We start from the raw sequence: 18,810 nt of genomic DNA on the forward strand, positions 1-18,810 counted from the left end.
CGAAAGGCCGAGATCTCATGTCGAACGTCCTGTCCGATGCCTGGACCTGGGACATGTGGTTCGCCGATGACGGCGACCGCTATCACGCCTTCTACCTCAAGGCGTCCCGCGCGTTGGGGGACCCCGACCGCCGCCACTTCTACGTGACCGTCGGCCACGCGGTCTCCGAGGACCTGCGCACCTGGCACGAGGTCGCCGACGCGCTCATCGCGTCGGACCAGCCCGCGTTCGACGACTACACCACGTGGACCGGTTCTGTCGTCAGGGACCCCGAGGGGCTGTGGCGCATGTTCTACACCGGGACGTCCCGGGCCGACAACGCCATCACCCAGCGCGTCGGCGTCGCGACGTCGCCCGACCTCTTCACGTGGACCAAGGCGGGCAGCGAGGCGCTGTGTGAGGCCGACTCCCGCTGGTACGAGAAGTTCGACGGCGTCAGCTGGCCCGACGAAGCGTGGCGTGACCCCTGGGTGTTCGCCCACGAAGGGGAGTGGCACATGCTCGTCACCGCCCGCGCCAACCACGGGGCCCCCGACGACCGCGGCGTCATCGGGCATGCCACGTCGCCCGACCTCGACACGTGGACCGTCCGGCCGCCGCGATCGGAGCCGGGTGCCGGGTTCGGCCACCTCGAGGTACCGCAGATCGCAACGATCGACGGTCGGCACGTCCTCATCTTCTCGTCGCTGCGCGGTGAGCTCACCGCGGCGAGGCGCGACGCCGGTGAGCACGGGGGCGTGTGGTCGGTCCCCGTCGACTCGCCCACAGGGCCGTACGACATCACCAAGGCTACGCGCCTGACGGACGAGTCGCTGTACGCCGGCCGACTGCTTCAGGACCGTGGCGGTGTCTGGTGGCTCTTCGCGTTCCACCACGTCGACGAGCACGGCAGGTTCATCGGCTCGCTGTCCGACCCCATGCCCGTGGGCTGGGACGGGAACGGGCGTCTGCACGTCACTGACGGCCGCTTTGACCACCTCGGATAGGGACGGGACGGTTGTGGCCAAGTTCTTGGTGATCGGCGAGGCGCTCGTCGACATCGTCGAGAGCCCGAACGGTGGGCGTGCTTTGCACCCTGGGGGTAGTCCGGCAAACGTGGCGTTGACCGCTGCGCGCCTGGGTGACGGCGTCGGCCTACTCACGTGGCTCGGCGACGACGAGCTCGGCCGTACCGTCACCGACCACCTGGCCGACTCGGGCGTCGTCGTCCACCCGCTGTCTTTCGGCGCGGCACGTACGTCGACCGCGCTCGCCCGGGTGGACGAGGGCGGCGTGGCCACGTACGAGTTCGACCTCGACTGGACCCTCCCGCCGGTCGGTGTGGACGAGCATGTCGCCGTGGTCCATACGGGGTCGATCGCGGCCGTGGCACCAACGGAGCCCCCGGGAGCACTTCGCGAGCTGCTCACCAAGGCGCGCGCGGTGGCGACGATCACCTACGACCCGAACCTCCGGCCCGCGGTGATGGGAGCGGCCCGGGAGGTTCGCGCGGAAGTCGAAGCTCTCATCGGCGTGTCCGACGTCGTCAAGGTGTCCGATGAGGATCTCGCGTGGCTGTGCCCAGGTGAGGACCCGGCTGAGATCGTCGCAGGCTGGGTGGCCGAGCACGGAGTGGCCCTCGGGATCGTGACCCGCGGCAAGGCGGGACCTATAGCTCTGCTTCCCGGCGGCCAGCGCGTCGAGGTGCCCGCGCCGCAGGTCGTCGTCACCGACACGGTGGGAGCCGGCGACTCCTTCATGGGTGCGCTCATCCACGACCTCGACAGACGTGGACTGACCGGCGCCCACAGGCGTGGCCGCCTGCGTTCGATCTCCACCGACGAGGTCACGGAGGTCCTCGTCTTCGCGGCGCGGGTTGCCGCCGTCACGGTGAGCCGCGCCGGGGCGAATCCGCCGACCTTGGCGGAGGTGGTGGCCTTGCCGCCACCCACCCCCGGTGCTGCTGAGGCAGCGACGGGTATGGAGTCGTTCGGGTTGTAGGTCGGCGAGGAACCATCGCGCGACGGCTGTTCGCACGACTGCCCGCGGTGCCCAGGACGTCACGGGCGGCCCCACGGTTGCAGGAGCGGCGGTGCCGGCGTGTCATGGGGGCATGCACGTCATCCCGCCGTTCATCGACCGGAGCCCCGGCATCAGCGTCGACGCATCGGCCTGCGACCTGGACGACCTCGCCCCCTGCGGCGGCGTGGACGTCAAGGTGGCCGGCGACGTCCGCTGGGGCGAACTCGCGGACCGCGCGGTGACGTCTGGCTGGCCGGGCGTCGAGCGCCTGGGTGGTCTGCGCGGCTCGGTCGCGGACGTTGTGCGGGACAACCCCGAGGTCGACGGCCAGATGCCGGCGCAGACCATCGCCTCCGTCCGCGCCTGGGACCGCAGCGAGGAGCGGGCGCGGACCTTCGCCTACGCCGAGTGCGAGTTCGCGCCCGGCGCCTCGCGCTTCCAGGAGAGCCTGCCCGACGGCGAGCCCCGCTACGAGATCCGCGAGGTCTCCTTTCTCTTCGAGACCGGCACCAAGACCGCACCGATCCGCGACCCCGAGCTCGCCGCCCTCCTCGGCATCGAGCCGGGGGAGCGCGTCCCACTCACCGAGTACGCCGCCCGCCGCGGCTGAGCACGTCAGCGGCTCAGCAGAGCGGCGACGACGAGCGGCGCGAGCGCGCCGATAGCGATCGGCACGAGAAGGACGAGTCCGCCTCCGAGCTCCGTGAAGGGCCGGCCGATGGTGGGCCGTGGCTCTCCCGAGTACTCACGCACCCGGCCCGACTCAGGCCGCCGCGGCGCGGGCGACGGCGGAACCTCGTCGACGACGACCACCACGCCCGGCTGCTCAGGGTGCACCCGGACCGCGACGACGTCGCCGCGCGTGTAGGAGGGGACGGCGCGACGACGCACGCGAGCCGCCGTCGTCGTCAGGTACGGGCCGTCCGGGCCCGCGACGAAAAGCTGCAGGCCGACGACCGGCCGCCGCAGCCGGATCCGCGCCGTGAGAGCGAGGTCGATGACGGCGGTGGCGAGGGTGCCGCGCTCGCGCGCCTCAGTGGGGGCGGTGGGCGCGTGGCGGTACAGGGGCGCGACCCCGCGCGGCAGCTGGAGCAGCCGGTCGGCAGCGACGCCGAGGACGACGGCGGCGAGCAGGGACGGCACGCGCGGGGTGAGGTCGTCGAGCGCCAGGAGGACGCAGGACACCGCAGCGCACAGGAGCATGAGGCCGGCGCACTGCCGCAGTGTGAGGCGCTCTCTCCGCGAGGGGCTGAGGGACACGGCGACACCCTGCCACACCGGGCTGCTGATGCCGCCAGGCGGGCCGTGCCCGATGCTGGGAGCACCACGACGGTCCGGGAGGTGCAGGGTGGGACGAGGTCCGAGCAGGCCGAGGACGGCGTCGGTCGTCGCGACCGACGAGACGACGGACCTCGACGGCGCGCGCTCGCCCGCCGGGGAGGTCCACGCCTGGGTGCCGGCGACCAACCAGACCGTGTGCGGGCTCGCGCTGAGCCGCGAGCGGCTGCTGCGCTTCCCGCACGTGCCGTGGGCGGAGGTCCAGCCCGCCACCGGCACCCACGCCGACGCCGTCACCGCCCTGTGCCCCCGGTGCGCGGCCGGGATGGGTGCGCGGCGCGGGGAGAAGCGGTGGAAGCGGGTGGACCCGCGCCCGTGAGCCGAGACGTCAGGCGCCGACGTCCTCCCGTGAGGCCCTGACCAGCCGCTCGACGAGCTCGTCCGGGATCGGCTTGCGCGGCGAGAAGGTGATGCCCGTCTTGGTCGCTTGCTTGCTGAACGCCGCGTAGCTCGCGACCACCGTCCCGCCGATGCTGAACGCCGGCATGTTGTACGCGACGATCGTCCGGCAGCGTGCGAGTGAGGATCTGGCAGAGGTGTTCGAGCACGGCCCGGAAGGCCTCGGGCGCGGCGGCGATGTAGGCGTCGTGGTCGGTCGGTGTCGTCATCGCTGTCCTCTCGGGTCCTTCCCAGGCTCCTCCGCGGCCGCGCAGCGTGCCAACGTGCACGTCGGCGACGGAGGGGCTCGTGCCAGGGCGGGTGCGCCGTCGTCGTCGCGCGGCGGGCGGGCTGGAGCTGTGCCTATAGTGACGCCGGCCCGGCACCGCGCCGCGCGCGGTGGAGGGGGAGTGAGGGCATGTCCCGGACGAGTCAGGGACACGACTTCACGCAGGGCAGCACCTTCCGCCAGCTCGTCACGTTCTCGGCGCCGATCATGCTGGCGAACCTGCTGCAGACGTCCTTCCAGTTCGTCGACAGCCTGTGGATCGGCAACCTGCTCGGCGCGGACGCGCTGGCCGCCGTCGCCGTCTCCGCCGTCATCGTCTTCACGGGGCTGTCCTTCGTCATCGGGATGAACAACGCCGCGCTGACGATCCTGTCCCAGCACCGCGGGCGGCGGGACGAGGACGGGCTGGCTCGTTACCTCAACGCCTTTGTCGTCATCCAGTTCCTGCTCGCGCTCGTGCTCGGCGCCGCCGGGTTCCTGCTCTCCGGGACGCTGCTCGAGGTGCTCGGCACGCCCTCGGAGATCGTCGCGCCGGCGCAGGCGTACCTGCAGACCACCTTCCTGGGCATCCCGTTCCTCTTCGGCTACAACTTCATCAGCACGGTGCTGCGGGCTATGGGGGACAGCCGCACGCCGCTGCGCTTCGTCGTCGTGGCGGTGCTGCTCAACCTCGTCCTCGACCCGCTGTTCATCCACGTGCTGGGCCTGGGGGTGCGGGGCGCCGCCGTCGCGACGGTGGTGTCGCAGGGCGTCGCGTTCCTCTACGGGGCGGTCTACGTGAGCCGACGGCGGCTCGCGCCCTTCCGGCGGCCGACCCGGCCCGCGTGGACCGAGGTCCGCACGATCCTCAACCTCGGCATCCCCTCGGGCCTGCAGATGGCGGTCATCTCGGCCGGGTCCGCGGCGATCATCAGCGTCGTCACCGGGTTCGGGACCGCCGCTGTCGGCGGGTACGGGGCGGCGCAGCGGATCGACTCGCTCATCATCCTGCCGGCGCAGGCGCTGGGGATCGCGGTGTCGAGCATGGCCGGGCAGAACATCGGCTCGGGCAGCTGGGAGCGCGTGGGCCGCATCTCCCGGGTGGGGGTGCTGTACAACCTCGCGATCATGACGACGGTCGCGCTGCTCGTCGTGCTGCTGGCGCGCCCGGCGGTGACGCTGTTCGTCCGCGAGCCGGAGACCGTCGAGTTAGGCGTCACCTACCTGCGGATCGTCGCGCTGTTCTACCCGTTCCTCGGGATCAACTTCGTCCTCAACGGCGTCGTGCGCGCGGCAGGGGCGATGTACCAGGTGCTCGCGCTCAACATCATCTCCTTCTGGGTGCTGCGCTTCCCGCTCGCCTCGCTGTTCGCCGGCTGGTTCGGGGAGCAGGGGATCGCGCTGGGGATGGGGGCGAGCTTCGTCCTCAGCAGCGCGTTCGCGTACCTGTACTACCGCTTCGGCAGGTGGCGGGAGAAGGAGCTGTTCGCCGAGCGCGGGTAGCCACCCCGCCCACGAGCGGCGCGTCACCGGGCCGCCGTCCGGCGGCCGGGACGAGCCGACGGACGCGCCAGGGCGTCCGACCTCGGATCTGGTCACGCACTGTTCACCTGGCGTTGGCCGCACCGTCCACTCGACCTGCCACTGTCGGACGCAACGTCCAGAGCGGGCGGGTGAGTGAGAAGGAGCCTCGGTGGGGCGCACGGTGATCTTCGACTTCGACGGGACGATCTCGCTCGGCGACGGCCCGCTCGACGCCTACGCCCGGTGCGTCGCCCGGCTGGCCGGCTCCGAGGCGCTGCTCGGCGAGGTGGCGGCTGCGCGCGCCCTCGACGCCGAGCGGCCCGGCACCTACCGCGACGGGTACCACGCGGTGGCCGCGGCGGCGCACGCCGTCGGGATCGACGACGCGACCCTCTCCGCGGGCTACCTGCGCAGCCGTGAGCTGCTCGGTACCGACGCGGCGCCGGTCACCGCGCCCCGCGGGCTCGGTGCCTTCCTCCGCCGGCTCGCCCAGGACGCCCGGCTCGTGCTCGTGACCAATGCGCCCGCCATCCGGATCCCCGAGGCGCTCGAGGCGCTCGGTGCCGACGGCGCGTTCGACGACGTCGTGTGCGCGGCGGGCAAGCCCGCCGGCCTCGCGGCGGTCATCGAGCAGGCGCTAGCCATCGGCCCGGTCCTGTCCGTCGGCGACATCGACGAGTTCGACCTCGCGCCGGCTCGCCTGCTCGGGGCCGACACCGCCCTCGTCGGCCCGGCCGCTCGGGTCGACGCCGGCCGCTCCACCTTCGCCGCCGAGCGGCTCGACCTGCTCTACGCGGACATCGCCGCGTGGGCCGCCGCCCCCGTTCCCGCACCCACCACCGACACGCCCGCCCGGGCGTGACACCCTCACGAAAGGCAGACCCAGACATGCGCCACATCGCCTCCACCGCCGGCGCCGCCGTCGTGCTCCTCGCGCTCGCCGCGTGCGGGACCTCGGACGACGCGGACGCCTCCGCCGCCACCGGCGGGTCGGACGACTGGCCCTCAGAGATCACCCTCGCGCTCATCCCCAACGAGAACGTCACCGACCTCGTCACCTCCGTCGCCCCGCTCACCGACTACCTCTCCGAGGAGCTCGGCGTCACCGTCGAGGGGGTCGTCACCCGTGACTACCAGGCCGCCGTCGAGGCGATCGGCTCCGGCCAGGCGCACATCGCCATCGCCGACGCCGGGTCCCTCGCCGCCGCGGAGGACCGCTACGGCGCCCACGCCGTCCTGCAGGACGTGCGTTTCGGCGCCTCCCAGTACGCCGCGCAGTTCTTCACCAACAACCCCGACAAGTACTGCGACGACGAGCCGGTCGCCGCGACCTACGCCGCCACCGGCCAGAGCTTCCTCTACTGCAACGGGGTCGCCGAGGGGGAGGAGAACACCGGCGTCGGGCCGATCGGCGTGGAGATGCTCAGCCGGATCGAGCCCGGCACCCCCGTCGCCTTCGGCAACACCACCTCCCCGGCCGGCTACCAGCTGCCCGTCCTGGCGCTGGAGGAGCAGGGCGTGGACATCGACGAGCTCGACCAGGTGCCCGTCACCGGCAACGACACCCTCATCATGGCCGTCTACAACGGGGACGCCGAGGTGGGCTTCGCGTTCTGGGACGCGCGCAGCTCGATCGACGAGTCCGAGGTGCCCGACCTCGGGGAGAAGGTCGTCGTCTTCGGCCTGTCCGAGATGTACCCCAACGGCGGCGTCGTCCTGTCCGACGAGCTCCCGGAGGACCTGCGCGGGGAGATCACCGACCTGCTCGACAACTACTCCGAGGTGGACCCGGAGACGCTGCAGAACCTCTTCGACCAGACCGACTGGGTGCCGGCCGACCCCGCGGCGATCGACCTCGCCCGTGAGGTCAACGCCCGGTTCAGTGAGTGACCACCCCATGACGGCGCACCTCGCGCGGCCCGGGGCCGGGACCACCGCGGTCCCGGCCCCCGGGGCCGGGACCACCGCGGTCCCGGCCCCCGGGTCGTGGCCCATCGAGCTCGACGGCGTCACGGTCCGCTACCCGAACGGCGTCGTCGCGCTCAAGGACGTCTCGCTGTCCATCGCGGCCGGGGAGATGGTGTCGGTCGTCGGGCTGTCCGGTTCGGGCAAGTCGACGATGATCCGCACGATCAACCGCCTCGTCACCCCGACGGCGGGAACGGTGACGGTGGGTCCGCACACGATGACGGCGCTGTCCGGGCGTCGGCTGCGCGAGGCGCGCGGTCAGATCGGGATGATCTTCCAGGGCTTCAACCTCGCCGAGCGGGCCAGCGTCTACCAGAACGTGCTCGTCGGCCGGCTGTCCCACCACGCCACCTGGCGCACCCTGCTGGGGGCGGCGACGGCGGAGGACCGCGAGGTCGTCGCCCGGTCGCTGCAGTCGGTCGGCATGCTCGAGCGGGTCTGGCACCGGGCCGGTGCCCTGTCCGGCGGGCAGAAGCAGCGCGTCGCGATCGCGCGGGCACTGAGCCAGCAGCCGGCCGTCATGCTCGCGGACGAGCCCGTCGCAAGCCTCGACCCGCCCACCGCGCACGCGGTGATGTCGGACCTGACGGCGATCAACGCCGAACGTGGGCTCACCGTGCTCGTCAACCTCCACCTGATGGACCTCGCCCGCGAGTACACCACCAGGATGATCGGCCTGCGCGGGGGAGAGGTGGTCTACGACGGACCCGCGGCCAGCGCCACCGAGGCGGACTTCGCCGCGATCTACGGGAGGCCGGTGCAGCCCCGCGACCGGCTGGGACAGTGACATGACGACGCACAACCTCACGCTCCCGGCCCGCCCGCGTACGTGGTCCCGCCGGCTGATGATCGCCGTCGTCCTCGTCGCGCTGACCGTGGCGACGACCATCCCGGCGATCGGCGGGGTCGAGATCGACCTCATGGCGATCGTGCGCAACTGGCGCAACGGCGCCGAGCGCATCACCGACATGTTCCGGCCCGACTGGTCGATCCTCCCGCGCACCTGGCAGCCGCTGCTGGAGACCCTGCAGATGGCCGTCGTCGGGGCGGCGATCTCGGCGCTGCTGGCCGTCCCGCTCTCGCTGTGGGCCGCGCGGCCCACCAACCCGCGCACGCCGGCTCGGCGGGCGGTGCGGTTCGTCGTCAACGTCGTGCGAGCGGTCCCCGACCTCGTCTACGCGACGATCCTCGTCGCGATGGTGGGCGTGGGGGCACTGCCCGGCGTGATCACCCTCGTGATGTTCGACGTCGGCATCGTCGTCAAGCTGGTCTCGGAGGCCATCGACTCGGCCGACGCGGGCTACCTCGAGGCCGGACACGCCGCGGGCGGGACCCAGACACAGGTGAACCGGCTCATGGCACTGCCGCAGTCCTGGCCCGTGATCGCCTCGCAGGTGCTCTACTCCCTCGAGCTCAACGTGCGGATCTCGGCGATCCTCGGGCTCGTCGGTGCCGGCGGCATCGGGCGGCTCATCGACGAGGTCCGCGGCTTCTACCGGTACGACGCGCTCGCGACGATCATCCTGCAGATCCTCGTGGTCGTCCTGCTCATCGAGGTGGTCTCGAACCTGCTGCGGAAGAGGCTGCGATGACGACGACGGTCCTTGACCGGCCCGTCGGGGCCCCTCCCGTCGCACCCGCGCGACCCCGACGTCTCGCGGTGCGGCTGGTAGGCGGCCTCGCCGTCGCCGTGGTTGTCGTGTCCTTCTGGGGGCTGGGACTGGAGTGGGACAAGGTCGCCCGGCTGCCGGCCGACGTGCTGCGCTACCTCGGCCTCATGTTCACCGAGCCGAACTGGACGATGGTGCCCGAGGCGCTGTTCCAGACGTGGCGCTCGGTGTCGATGGCGTGGTTCGGCGCGCTGCTGGGCGTGCTGCTCTCCACGCTCCTGGGCGTCCCGGCCGCTCAGGGCGTGGGGCCGGCGTGGCTGCGGCTGCCGCTGCGCGGGGTCTTCGCCCTCGTCCGGGCGGTGCCCGAGGTGATCATCGCGATCGTCATCCTCACCGTCACCGGGCTGACGCCGTTCACCGGAGCGCTCGCCCTGGCGATCGGCGGGATCGGCACGCACGCCAAGTGGACCTACGAGACCATCGAGGCTGTGCCACCGGGGACGGCGGAGGCGGTGCGGGCGAGCGGCGGGTCCGTCGCCGAGGTGGTGCGCTGGGGGCTGTGGCCGGTGGCCGCGCCGGAGCTCATGTCCCTCGCGCTGTACCGCTTCGAGATCAACGTCCGCACCTCCGCGATCCTCGGGCTCATCGGGGTGGGCGGGATCGGTGACATGCTGACGATCTACACGCAGGACAGGCAGTGGGACACGGTGGGTGTGCTCATCATCGTGGTCGTCGTCGTGACGATGGTGATCGACGCCGTGTCCGGTGCCGTGCGGCGGCGGATCGTCGAGGGGAGGGGCGCGTGATGTGGAACGGCTCGGCCGATACCTCCCCGTCGGCACGGATCGCGGCCCTGCTCCCCTCCCTGCAGCGCAGCGAGCGGCGCGTGGCCGAGGCGGTGCTCGCCGATCCGGACCGGGCGGTGGACAGCACCGCCCAGGAGCTCGCCGACACCGTGGGCGTCGGCCGCGCCTCCGTGGTCCGCACCGCCCAGACGCTCGGGTACGACGGCTACCCCCAGCTGCGCGTGGCGCTGGCGCGGGAGCGGGTGGTGGAGCAGCCGACGGGGGAGTCCGACGACGGAGCCCTCGGTGTCATGCGGGCGGCCATCGCCCGGTTCGGCAGTGGCCTGCCGAACATCGCCGGGGCGCTCACCGAGGAGGTGGTCGAGACCTTCGTCGCCGCGCTGGACGAGGCGGGTCAGGTGGTGATCGCCGCGAACGGGCTCTCGGCCCCGCTCGGTTACGACATCGCGCTGCGGCTGGCGACGGCGGGGCGCTCCGCGGCGTGGCTGCCCGACGGCTTGGCACAGGCGATCGCGGCCCGGCAGCTGCGGCCGGGAGACGTGCTGCTGGCGGTCTCCGGCTCGGGGGCGAGCCGGGCCACGCTAGACGTCGTCGACGCGGGGTGCGAGGCGGGCGCGACGGTGCTGGCGGTCACCCGCTTCTCCCGCTCCGCGTTGGTAGAGCGTGCCACGCACACGCTCGTCGTCCCGCCGTCCGCCGAGTCCTTCCGCGACGAGCTCCTGCAGACCTCGCGGGCCGCGATGGCGCTCGTGGGGGAGCTGCTCGTGGAGGCGCTCATCGTCCGCCGGGACTCGCGAGCCCAGGCCGCGCGGATGGCAGTGCTCACCGAGGTGGCCAAGAGCCTGCGGGAGTAAGCAGCGGGGGTCGACGATGACGGCGCACCCTCCCTGCCCGGGTGGGTGCGCCGTCGTCGTCGTGTGGTTCTAGAGCAAGCTCAGGACTGTAGCTCCTCCGGGATCCACCACAGGCCGTCGTTGTTCTCCTCCATGTAGGTGGCGAACTCCTCGGAGTGGTAGGCGTCGATGATGGCCTGGGCCCACTCGGCGTCGGCGTTCTCCTCCTTGACGACGACCTGGAGGACGAGGTGGTCGAGGATGTCCTCGGTGGCCAGCGCGGTCGACGGGTCGATGCCGGCGTTGTAGACGATCGAGCCGGTGATGACGATGTAGTCGAAGTCGGTGCTCGCCGGGGGGATGGTCAGCGACCGCATCTCGGTGATCTGCAGGTTGTGCGGGTTCTCCACGATGTCCGCCTGCGTGAGCATCGCCGGGTCGGCCGACTCGTCGACCTCGATCCACCCGATCTTCTCCAGCAGGAGGTAGGCGCGGGCCATGTTCGAGGCGTCGTTGGGGACGGCGACCGTCGCGCCGTCGGGCACGTCCTCGAGGCTGTCGTGGTGGTCGGAGTAGATGCCCGCCGGGACCGTGGGGATCGGGGTGATCGGGACGAGGTCGCCGTCGTTCTCGGCGTTGAACGCCTCGAGGTAGGCGGTGTGCTGCTCGACGTTGAAGTCGACGTCGCCGTCGTTGAGGGCGATGTCGGCGGTGAGGAGGTCGGACACGTCCTGCGCCTGCAGGGTGTACCCCTGCTCCTCGAGGATGGGCGCGACGGCGTCCTCGAACAGCTCGGTGTACGGGCCCTGGGACTTGCTGTAGGTCAGCGTGGTCTTGTCGCCCGAGGCGGGGTCGGTGTCCTCGGACTCCACGGCGCCCGGCTCGGCGCAGGCCGCCAGGGTGAGGGCGAGGGCGGCACCGGCGACGGCGAGGGTACGGATGTTCTTCATGCTGGGTTTTCCCTTTCGAGGAGTCAGCGGGGTTCGCGCAGCCGGCGGGACAGGTAGTTGCCCGCCGCCTGCATGAGCTGGACGAAAATGACGAGGATGACGACGGTGAAGATCATGAGCGGGGTGTTGAAGCGTTCCCGGCCGTAGGTGAGGGCGAGGTCGCCGACGCCGCCGCCCCCGCCGTAGCCGGCCATGGCGGTGGCGCCGAGGAGGCCGACGACGCTCGTGGTCAGCGCCAGGACGATGGAGCCGTACGCCTCGGGCAGGAGGAAGCGCCGGACGATCTGCGGGTTGCTCGCCCCCATGGCCTTGGCGGCCTCGAGCACGCCGGGGGACACCTCGAGCAGGCTCTGCTCGACCATCCGCGCGATGAACGGGGCGATGTAGACGATCAGCGGGACGAGCGCGGCGCGGCTGCCCACGCTCGTGCCCACGATGGCCCGGGTGATCGGCATCATCGCGACGAGCAGGATGATGAACGGGATGCTGCGCACGATGTTGATCGAGACGTTGACCGCGGCGTAGGTGAAGCGGTTCTCCATGAGCCCGCCGCGGCGGCTGAGCACCAGCGCCAGCGCCAGCCCGATGCCGATGACCGTGCCGATGAGCATTCCCCAGCCGAGCATGTAGACGGTCTGGACGCCGGCCAGCACCAGCCGGTCGACGGTGATGCCGAAGATCTCCTGGTCCATCAGACCTCGATCCTTTCCCGCAGGATTCCCGCGTCGTCGATGAGCCGTTCCGCTCGGCGCAGGACGTCGTCGGCGCCGATGAGCTGGAGGAGGAACAGGCAGATGACCGACTCCTGGAGCTCCTCGACGGTCGCGCCGAGGATGTTCACCTCCAGGCCGTCGACCCGGCTGAGGGAGGACAGCAGCGGCTGGCGCACGCTGTCCCCGACGAACTGCAGCCGGAGCAGCTCCTGCGGCCGCGTCTCGGCGCGCACCATCTCGAGCATGGGCTGGGGGATCTGGTCGTTGACGACCGTGCGGACGAACTGCCGGGTGATCTGCTGCTGCGGCTCGGTGAACACGTCGATCACGCTGCCGCGCTCGACGATCCGGCCCGCCTCCATGACCGCGACCTTGTTGCAGATCCGCTGGATCACGTGCATCTGGTGGGTGATGAGCAGGATCGTCACACCCATCTCGCGGTTGATCCGCTTCAGCAGAGCGAGGATCGACTCGGTGGTCGTGGGGTCGAGCGCGCTGGTGGCCTCGTCGCACAGGAGGATCGAGGGCCGGGTGGCAAGCGCGCGGGCGATGCCCACGCGCTGCTTCTGCCCGCCGGAGAGCTGGCGGATGCTGGCGTTGCGCTTGTCCTCGAGCTCGACGAACCGCAGCACCTCGGTGACGCGTTCGTCGATCTCGGCCTTGGGCACGCCCTGGATGAGGAGCGGCATCGCGACGTTGCGGTAGACGGTCTTCGTCTCGAGCAGGTTGAACTGCTGGAAGACCATGCCGATGTCCCGCCGGGTGCGGCGCAGCCGGCGGGAGGACAGCCCGGTGAGGTCGACGCCGTTGACGGTCACCGTGCCGCTGTCCGGCGACTCGAGCTGGTTGACCATCCGGATGAGCGTGGACTTGCCGGCCCCGGAGAAGCCGATGATGCCGTAGATGTCGCCCTGCTCCACCTGGAGCGACGCGTCGACCAGGGCGTCGACCGTGCCGCTCTTGGTGACGTAGCGCTTTGAGATGCGGTCGAGGGTGATCACTGCGCGACCGCCGTGCGGGTGTTCGTCAATTGCGGGTCTTTCGGGCTAGAGGCACAAAAAAACGAGGCACGGTGCTCGTGCCTCGTTCGGTTCCGGTCGTGTCAGCGGTGCGTCACAGCGCGGCCCCGGGAACGAAGCGCGTGGACCGACAACAGGTGTTCGTCATGGTCCTCGTCCTTCCCGGGAGTGCGTGCGCCGTGAACGTATCACGTCGACAGGTGACTCCGGACAGGGTGTCCAGCAGCCCGGCAGCGGTGGACGACGACGGCGCACCCGTGGGGCGCCGTCGTCGTCCACCGGTCGTCATCCCTGCGCCGCGAGCACGTCCGCGATCGGGGTGTCGCCGTCGGCGAACTCGACCATGCGGCCGACGGACGCCGGCTCCGCGAGCGCCGCGGCGATCACCCGCGCGACGTTCGCGCGGGAGGTCTTGTGCTCGCCACCGTCGTCCTTCGTCACGAGGTCGATGCGGCCGCTCGGGTCGTCGAGGGTGAGGGCGCCGGGGGCGACGATCGTCCAGTCGAGGCCGGGTGTCTACCAACCTCCGCGACCGGTGCCGTCGGCTACCGTCTGCGGGACTCCGCTGCCCTCTCGCGTGCGGGTTGGTCGAGCTGTCCCGCGCGCAGTGCGGTCCCGATGGTGGGCCATACCGGCAGTCGGGGCAGCAGCGTGGCTTGCAGGGCGTGGTACACGTCCGGCTTGCCGGCCCAGACCGTGGCGCTCGGAGAGTTCTGTGCGTCGAGCTCGTGGATCCATGACCCGGTGCCATCGATCATGTGGGTGTGCGCGTAGTCCCACCACCGTGCGTACCAGTCGGCGTAGTGCGCCTGACCAGTGGTGGTGGCGAGGGTAGCGGCCGCGCCGACGGCCTCGGTGACCACCCAGTGCATGCGCTCGCGCACCACCGGCTCGCCGGCGAAGTCGACCGTGTAGACGAAACCGTCCGCACCGTCGACGGCCCAGCCCTCACGCACGCCGGCCTCGAACAGTGCCACGGCTCCCTCCAGGAGCCAGGCCGTCTGCTCTTCGGCCGGCGGGACCTGCCCGGGTGGCCCTGAGACGGGGCGAACGGCCGGCCCGCCGTGCGCCAGGACCGCTGCCCGCGCGTGCAGGGCCAGGCGCGCCCACTCGAACCAGTGGCCCACGGTCGCTCCGTACGGACGGAACGGGTGCGCACGATCCTCGCTGTTGTAGTCGAGAAGAGGGTGCCACTCGGGCGTGAAGTGCTCCGGCAGGCGCCACTCGTGCGCCCGCGCGAACGTCAGGGTGCGTTCGAGAATGCGCAGGGCGCGGTCGCGCCACATGCTCTCCCCGGTGACGTCGGCAACCGTGAGGTAGGCCTCCACCGTGTGCATGTTGGCGTTGATGCCGCGGTAGGGCTCGGGCGTGGTGAACGCCCTGTCCCAGGACTCCAGGACCATTCCTTCGGTTTCGGACCAGAACCGGCCCTCGCTGACGGCCAACGCGCGGTCGAGCAGATCCTTGGCGCCCGGTCGGCCCGCGAGTGTGGCGGTCGCGGCGGCGAGCATGACGAAGGCGTGCGCGTAGGCCTCCTTGGCGGTGTTCGTCGGCCCGTCGGGGCCGACGGCCGAGAACCATCCTCCGTACTCCTCGTCCTCGAAGCGCGTGCGCAGGGCCTCGATGCCATGGTCGACGAGAGGCCCGCACCCGGGGCGACCGAGCAGCGTCCCGAGCGCGAACGCGTAAGTCATGCGGCACGTGAGCCAGAGCTCGGTACCTCTGGCGGGAAGGACGGCGCCGGCGTCGTCGAGGTAGCCGAAGCCCTCGGGCACAGCGGCGCCGGAGGCGAAGGCCAGGAGGTCGTCCGCGTGCTGCTCCAACCAGCGGGAGTGGGCCGGTGACCCGAGCCAGGTGGGCGGTGTCGCAAGGGCGTGACGGACATCGGAAGGAACGGCATCGAATTCAGGCACGCGCCGCACGCTACCGGAGCGCGCGGGGAGGCCCGCAAAAGTCCGAAATGACCTCGTTGACTTAAAAAACTTAAGCGTTTAACGTCGCAGGAGCAGGCAGGGCGCGGGGGAGCGGTTCTGCAGATCTGACGGCCGGTCCGGCCGCGTATCGATGACGATGAGAGAAGGAACTCGATGAGACGCAAGGTATGGGTCGCCAGTGCCACGGTCGCCGCGACTGCCCTCCTGGCCGCGTGTGGATCCTCGGACACGGGCTCGAGCCCGGGCGACGAGAACGGCGGAGAGATCTCGGGGACGATCACCGTGCTGACGAACCGCACGGACATCGTGGACACCGTGCTCCAGGACTACGCCGACGAGTTCGAGGCGCAGCACCCCGGCACCGAGGTTCAGTTCGAGGCCCTCACCGACTACGAGGGCGACGTGACGACGCGACTGAGCTCGCAGAACTACGGCGACGTCCTGCTCGTGCCGAACACGGTGACCCCCGACCAGCTGCCGACCTTCTTCGAGCCTCTCGGGACGGTCGCCGAGATGGGGGAGACGTACCGCTTCCTCAGTGACCGCGTCTACGAGGACCAGGTCTACGGGCTCGCCACCTTCGGCAGTGCGATGGGCTACGTCTACAACACCGAGGTCTTCGCCGCGGCCGGGGTGACGGAGCCGCCGCGGACGTCCGAGGAGTTCCTCGACGCACTCCAGGCCGTTGCCGACGAGACGGACGCGGTGCCCTACTACACGAACTACGCCGACGGGTGGCCCCTGTCCTCGTGGCAGTCGACCCAGGGCACGATCGACGGTCCCGAGGCCGTCAACATGCGCACCGAGCAGGACGCACCCTGGACCCCGGGCAACGAGCAGTACGAGATCGACTCCCTGCTGTACCAGATCGTCGAGCGCGGGTTCTCCGAGCAGGACCCGACGACGACCAACTGGGAGGAGTCCAAGGATCTGATCGGCACCGGGCAGATCGGTGCGATGGTGCTGGGCTCGTGGGCCGTGCCGCAGATGCAGGACGCGGCCGAGGCGAACGGCAACTCCCGCGATGTCATCGGCTTCTGGCCGATGCCCTGGGAGGTCGACGGTCAGCTGAGGGCGAGCGTCAACCGTGACTACTCCATCGGCGTCAGCCGGCACTCCGAGAACAAGGCGACCGCACGCGCGTGGCTCGACTTCTTCGTCAACGAGACCGACTTCGCCGAGGCGCAGGGCGGTCTGTCCCCGATCATCGACGGCCCGCTCCCGACGACCCTCGCCGACTTCGAGGAGTACGGCGTCGAGCTGGTCGAGCTCGCACCGGTCCCCGCCGGTGAGGAGTCGCTCCTCTCGGACATCTTCAACCGGGCGGAGATCGACCTCAATGGTGACCAGTACCGGCGCGAGTTCATCGACGTTGCCCGCGGTGCGGTCGACGGTGACATGGACTCGGTCTTCGCCGACCTCAACAGCCGCTGGGCAGAGGCCCGGACCGTGGTGAACGAGGGCTAAGTGCCCGCGGCCCGGACCACACGCCTGAGTGTGGTCCGGGCCCAGCTCGGACGATCGTCGATCGTTCCATCGAAGGAGACGAGTATGGCCATCACCTCTCGGCCGCCGGTCGAGGACGTGACCGCGGCAGGGGCGGCGCGCCCCGCGCAGCGCGCGCGCCGCCGCGGTGTCAACCGCGGATGGCGAGTCACCCCGCTGCTCTTCCTCATCGCGCCCGTCGTGCTGCTTCTGACGTTCACCTACTACCCGGTGGCGTCGATGATCTGGTACAGCTTCACCTCCTGGGACGGGATCGACCCGGTCAAGGAGTGGGTCGGCCTCGAGAACTACACACGCATACTCACCGACTCCCGCTACTTCCGCGTCTTCGTCGTGAGTGCGTTCTACCTCGTGGGTGCACTGCTGCAGATGGCAATCGCGCTGTACCTCGCCACGATCCTGTCCTTCAAGACGAGGGCTCGGAACCTGTTCAAGGGGATCATCTTCTTCCCCTACCTCATCAACGGTGTCGCGATCGGCCTCATCTTCCTCTACTTCTTCCGCCCCGACGGCACGCTCGACGCCCTGCTCGGGCTCGTCGGCGTTGAGGACACGCCCATGTGGCTCGGTGACCGCGAGTGGGTGAACGTGTCTCTCGCCGGGACCTCGGTCTGGCGCTACCTCGGCCTGAACTTCGTGCTCTTCCTGGGCGCGATCTCGTCGATCCCCAACGAGCAGTACGAGGCCGCCGAACTCGACGGGGCCAACGCCTGGCAGCGGTTCCGCTACATCATCTTCCCGGGGATCCGGCAGATCATCGGCCTCACCGCGATCCTGTCCGTGTCGGGGGCGCTCTCTGCCTTCGAGATCCCCTTCGTCATGACCGGTGGCGCCAACGGCTCGGAGACCTTCGTCATCCAGACGATCAACACCGCATTCACCTTCCGGAACACGGGTCTCGCCTCCGCGATGGCCGTGGTGCTGCTGGTGATCGTCCTCATCGTCTCGTGGGTGCAGCGGCGGGTCTTCCCCGAGAGCAGGAGTGAGCTCACATGACCACCTCGACCGGGCAACAGCTGGAGCAGCGCGACACCGTACTCACCCTCGGTGACCGGGTCCGGCTGCACACGGCCCGCGCACTCAGGACGGCTGCCCCCGTGCTCGGGCCGCTGGCGTCCACGGGCAAGTACGTCAGCCTCGTGATCGCGAGTCTCGCCGCGCTCACCCCGCTCATCACGATCGTGTTCGCCGCCTTCAAGTCCAACGCGGAGTACCGCGCTACCGGGCCGCTCCAGCCGCCCACGGACTGGGCCAACTTCGGCAACTTCGTCACGGCGTTCACCCAGGGCGGCATGCTCCGCGGGTTCCTCAACACGGCCATCATCCTCGGCGTCGCCCTCGTCGGCACGATCCTCATCGGGACGATGACCGCCTACGCCGTCGACCGGTTCTCCTTCCGGGGCCGTTCGCTGCTGCTCGGGGCCTTCCTCGTCGCGACGCTCGTCCCGGCCGTCACGACGCAGGTCGCCACCTATCAGGTGGTCGTGGGCCTCGGACTGTTCAACACGAGGCTCGCGATGATCCTGCTCTTCATGGGCACGGACATCATTGCGATCTACATTTTCATGCAGTTCATGCGCTCCATTCCCGTTTCGCTGGACGAGGCAGCAATGCTTGACGGTGCGAACCGCTTCACCATCTATGCGCGCGTGATTTTCCCGCTGCTCAAGCCGGCTATTGCCACGGTGATCATCATCAAGGGCATCGCGATATACAACGAGTTCTACCTCCCGTTCCTCTACATGCCGGCAGCCGACCTCGGAGTCATCTCCACGTCGCTGTTCCGCTTCACCGGTCCGTTCGGCTCGGCCTGGGAGGTCATCGCCGCGGGCGCACTGCTGGTCATCGTCCCCACCCTCATCGCCTTCCTGCTGCTTCAGCGGCAGATCTACAACGGGCTCACCGCAGGAGCGACGAAGTGACCGGGCCCGCACGCCCGGTCACCGCCCCTGAAGCGACCCC

Annotated in this window: 20 protein-coding genes and 1 pseudogene; 14 read left to right on the forward strand and 7 right to left on the reverse strand. The window is 70.4% G+C overall.

The window, feature by feature from the left end:
- Positions 1–17: 17 nt before the first annotated feature.
- The 3 genes from AA0005_RS08080 (at position 18) to AA0005_RS08090 (ending at position 2,611) form a co-directional block, all read left to right on the forward strand.
- Entirely contained in the window at positions 18–986 is a 969-nt protein-coding gene (locus AA0005_RS08080; RefSeq protein ID WP_413452900.1) for a glycosyl hydrolase family 32, read from the forward strand.
- Between the two features lie 13 nt (positions 987–999).
- Positions 1,000–1,980 carry a carbohydrate kinase family protein gene (locus AA0005_RS08085; protein ID WP_413452901.1) on the forward strand — a complete coding sequence of 327 codons (981 nt, stop codon included), beginning with the start codon at positions 1,000–1,002 and terminating at the stop codon, positions 1,978–1,980.
- A gap of 112 nt (positions 1,981–2,092) precedes the next feature.
- Positions 2,093–2,611: a hypothetical protein gene (locus AA0005_RS08090; protein ID WP_413452902.1), complete on the forward strand. Its 519-nt coding sequence runs from the start codon at positions 2,093–2,095 to the stop codon at positions 2,609–2,611.
- 5 nt (positions 2,612–2,616) lie between these two features.
- On the opposite strand, the gene AA0005_RS08095 is transcribed toward AA0005_RS08090, so the two are convergent.
- On the reverse strand, positions 2,617–3,261 hold the full coding sequence (locus AA0005_RS08095; RefSeq protein WP_413452903.1) for a hypothetical protein: 645 nt from the start codon (positions 3,259–3,261) through the stop codon (positions 2,617–2,619).
- An 88-nt stretch (positions 3,262–3,349) separates the two neighbouring features.
- On the opposite strand from AA0005_RS08095, the gene AA0005_RS08100 reads away from it, so the two are divergent.
- On the forward strand, positions 3,350–3,658 hold the full coding sequence (locus AA0005_RS08100; RefSeq protein ID WP_413452904.1) for a hypothetical protein: 309 nt from the start codon (positions 3,350–3,352) through the stop codon (positions 3,656–3,658).
- Between the two features lie 9 nt (positions 3,659–3,667).
- Here the strand turns inward: AA0005_RS08100 and AA0005_RS08105 are convergent, their stop codons facing one another.
- On the reverse strand, positions 3,668–3,826 hold the full coding sequence (locus AA0005_RS08105; RefSeq protein ID WP_413452905.1) for a hypothetical protein: 159 nt from the start codon (positions 3,824–3,826) through the stop codon (positions 3,668–3,670).
- A gap of 309 nt (positions 3,827–4,135) precedes the next feature.
- Here AA0005_RS08105 and AA0005_RS08110 point away from each other — a divergent pair, with 309 nt between their 5' ends.
- From AA0005_RS08110 to AA0005_RS08140, 7 genes are all read left to right on the forward strand, one after another.
- The gene (locus tag AA0005_RS08110) at positions 4,136–5,488 is read left to right on the forward strand and encodes an MATE family efflux transporter (protein WP_413452906.1); all 1,353 of its coding nucleotides are present in this window, start codon (positions 4,136–4,138) and stop codon (positions 5,486–5,488) included.
- Between the two features lie 190 nt (positions 5,489–5,678).
- Positions 5,679–6,371, forward strand: a complete 693-nt coding sequence (locus AA0005_RS08115; protein ID WP_413452907.1) for an HAD family hydrolase — start codon at positions 5,679–5,681, stop codon at positions 6,369–6,371.
- Positions 6,372–6,397: 26 nt separating this feature from the next.
- Complete coding sequence (gene phnD, locus AA0005_RS08120) at positions 6,398–7,399, forward strand: phosphate/phosphite/phosphonate ABC transporter substrate-binding protein (protein WP_413452908.1); 1,002 nt, start codon at positions 6,398–6,400, stop codon at positions 7,397–7,399.
- A 7-nt stretch (positions 7,400–7,406) separates the two neighbouring features.
- On the forward strand, positions 7,407–8,264 hold the full coding sequence (gene phnC / locus AA0005_RS08125; protein WP_413452909.1) for a phosphonate ABC transporter ATP-binding protein: 858 nt from the start codon (positions 7,407–7,409) through the stop codon (positions 8,262–8,264).
- Between the two features lies 1 nt (position 8,265).
- Positions 8,266–9,069 carry a phosphonate ABC transporter, permease protein PhnE gene (gene phnE / locus AA0005_RS08130; RefSeq protein ID WP_413452910.1) on the forward strand — a complete coding sequence of 268 codons (804 nt, stop codon included), beginning with the start codon at positions 8,266–8,268 and terminating at the stop codon, positions 9,067–9,069.
- Positions 9,066–9,893 carry a phosphonate ABC transporter, permease protein PhnE gene (phnE, locus tag AA0005_RS08135; protein WP_413452911.1) on the forward strand — a complete coding sequence of 276 codons (828 nt, stop codon included), beginning with the start codon at positions 9,066–9,068 and terminating at the stop codon, positions 9,891–9,893. The genes phnE (AA0005_RS08130) and phnE (AA0005_RS08135) overlap by 4 nt, the downstream gene beginning before the upstream one ends.
- Positions 9,893–10,747 carry a MurR/RpiR family transcriptional regulator gene (locus tag AA0005_RS08140; protein WP_413453073.1) on the forward strand — a complete coding sequence of 285 codons (855 nt, stop codon included), beginning with the start codon at positions 9,893–9,895 and terminating at the stop codon, positions 10,745–10,747. The genes phnE (AA0005_RS08135) and AA0005_RS08140 overlap by 1 nt, the downstream gene beginning before the upstream one ends.
- 80 nt (positions 10,748–10,827) lie before the next feature.
- On the opposite strand, the gene AA0005_RS08145 is transcribed toward AA0005_RS08140, so the two are convergent.
- From AA0005_RS08145 to AA0005_RS08165, 5 genes and pseudogenes are all read right to left on the reverse strand, one after another.
- A complete protein-coding gene (locus AA0005_RS08145) occupies positions 10,828–11,676 on the reverse strand; it encodes a MetQ/NlpA family ABC transporter substrate-binding protein (RefSeq protein ID WP_413452912.1) in 849 nt (282 codons plus the stop codon).
- A gap of 23 nt (positions 11,677–11,699) precedes the next feature.
- Positions 11,700–12,368 (reverse strand): methionine ABC transporter permease, encoded by a 669-nt coding sequence (locus tag AA0005_RS08150; RefSeq protein ID WP_413452913.1) that lies wholly within the window; start codon positions 12,366–12,368, stop codon positions 11,700–11,702.
- Positions 12,368–13,390 carry a methionine ABC transporter ATP-binding protein gene (locus AA0005_RS08155; protein ID WP_413452914.1) on the reverse strand — a complete coding sequence of 341 codons (1,023 nt, stop codon included), beginning with the start codon at positions 13,388–13,390 and terminating at the stop codon, positions 12,368–12,370. The genes AA0005_RS08150 and AA0005_RS08155 overlap by 1 nt, the downstream gene beginning before the upstream one ends.
- Before the next feature lie 303 nt (positions 13,391–13,693).
- Positions 13,694–13,906: pseudogene (locus AA0005_RS08160) on the reverse strand (NAD(P)H-binding protein); the annotation flags it as partial.
- Between the two features lie 47 nt (positions 13,907–13,953).
- Positions 13,954–15,231: an AGE family epimerase/isomerase gene (locus AA0005_RS08165; protein WP_413452915.1), complete on the reverse strand. Its 1,278-nt coding sequence runs from the start codon at positions 15,229–15,231 to the stop codon at positions 13,954–13,956.
- 264 nt (positions 15,232–15,495) lie between these two features.
- Here AA0005_RS08165 and AA0005_RS08170 point away from each other — a divergent pair, with 264 nt between their 5' ends.
- The 3 genes from AA0005_RS08170 (at position 15,496) to AA0005_RS08180 (ending at position 18,770) form a co-directional block, all read left to right on the forward strand.
- Positions 15,496–16,809 (forward strand): ABC transporter substrate-binding protein, encoded by a 1,314-nt coding sequence (locus AA0005_RS08170; protein WP_413452916.1) that lies wholly within the window; start codon positions 15,496–15,498, stop codon positions 16,807–16,809.
- Positions 16,810–16,893: 84 nt separating this feature from the next.
- Positions 16,894–17,844 (forward strand): carbohydrate ABC transporter permease, encoded by a 951-nt coding sequence (locus AA0005_RS08175; protein WP_413452917.1) that lies wholly within the window; start codon positions 16,894–16,896, stop codon positions 17,842–17,844.
- Entirely contained in the window at positions 17,841–18,770 is a 930-nt protein-coding gene (locus AA0005_RS08180) for a carbohydrate ABC transporter permease (protein WP_413452918.1), read from the forward strand. Before AA0005_RS08175 ends, AA0005_RS08180 begins: the two co-directional genes overlap by 4 nt.
- Positions 18,771–18,810 lie beyond the last annotated feature (40 nt).

It is taken from the genome of Georgenia phoenicis, from assembly GCF_047302425.1.
Lineage (GTDB): Bacteria > Actinomycetota > Actinomycetes > Actinomycetales > Actinomycetaceae > Oceanitalea.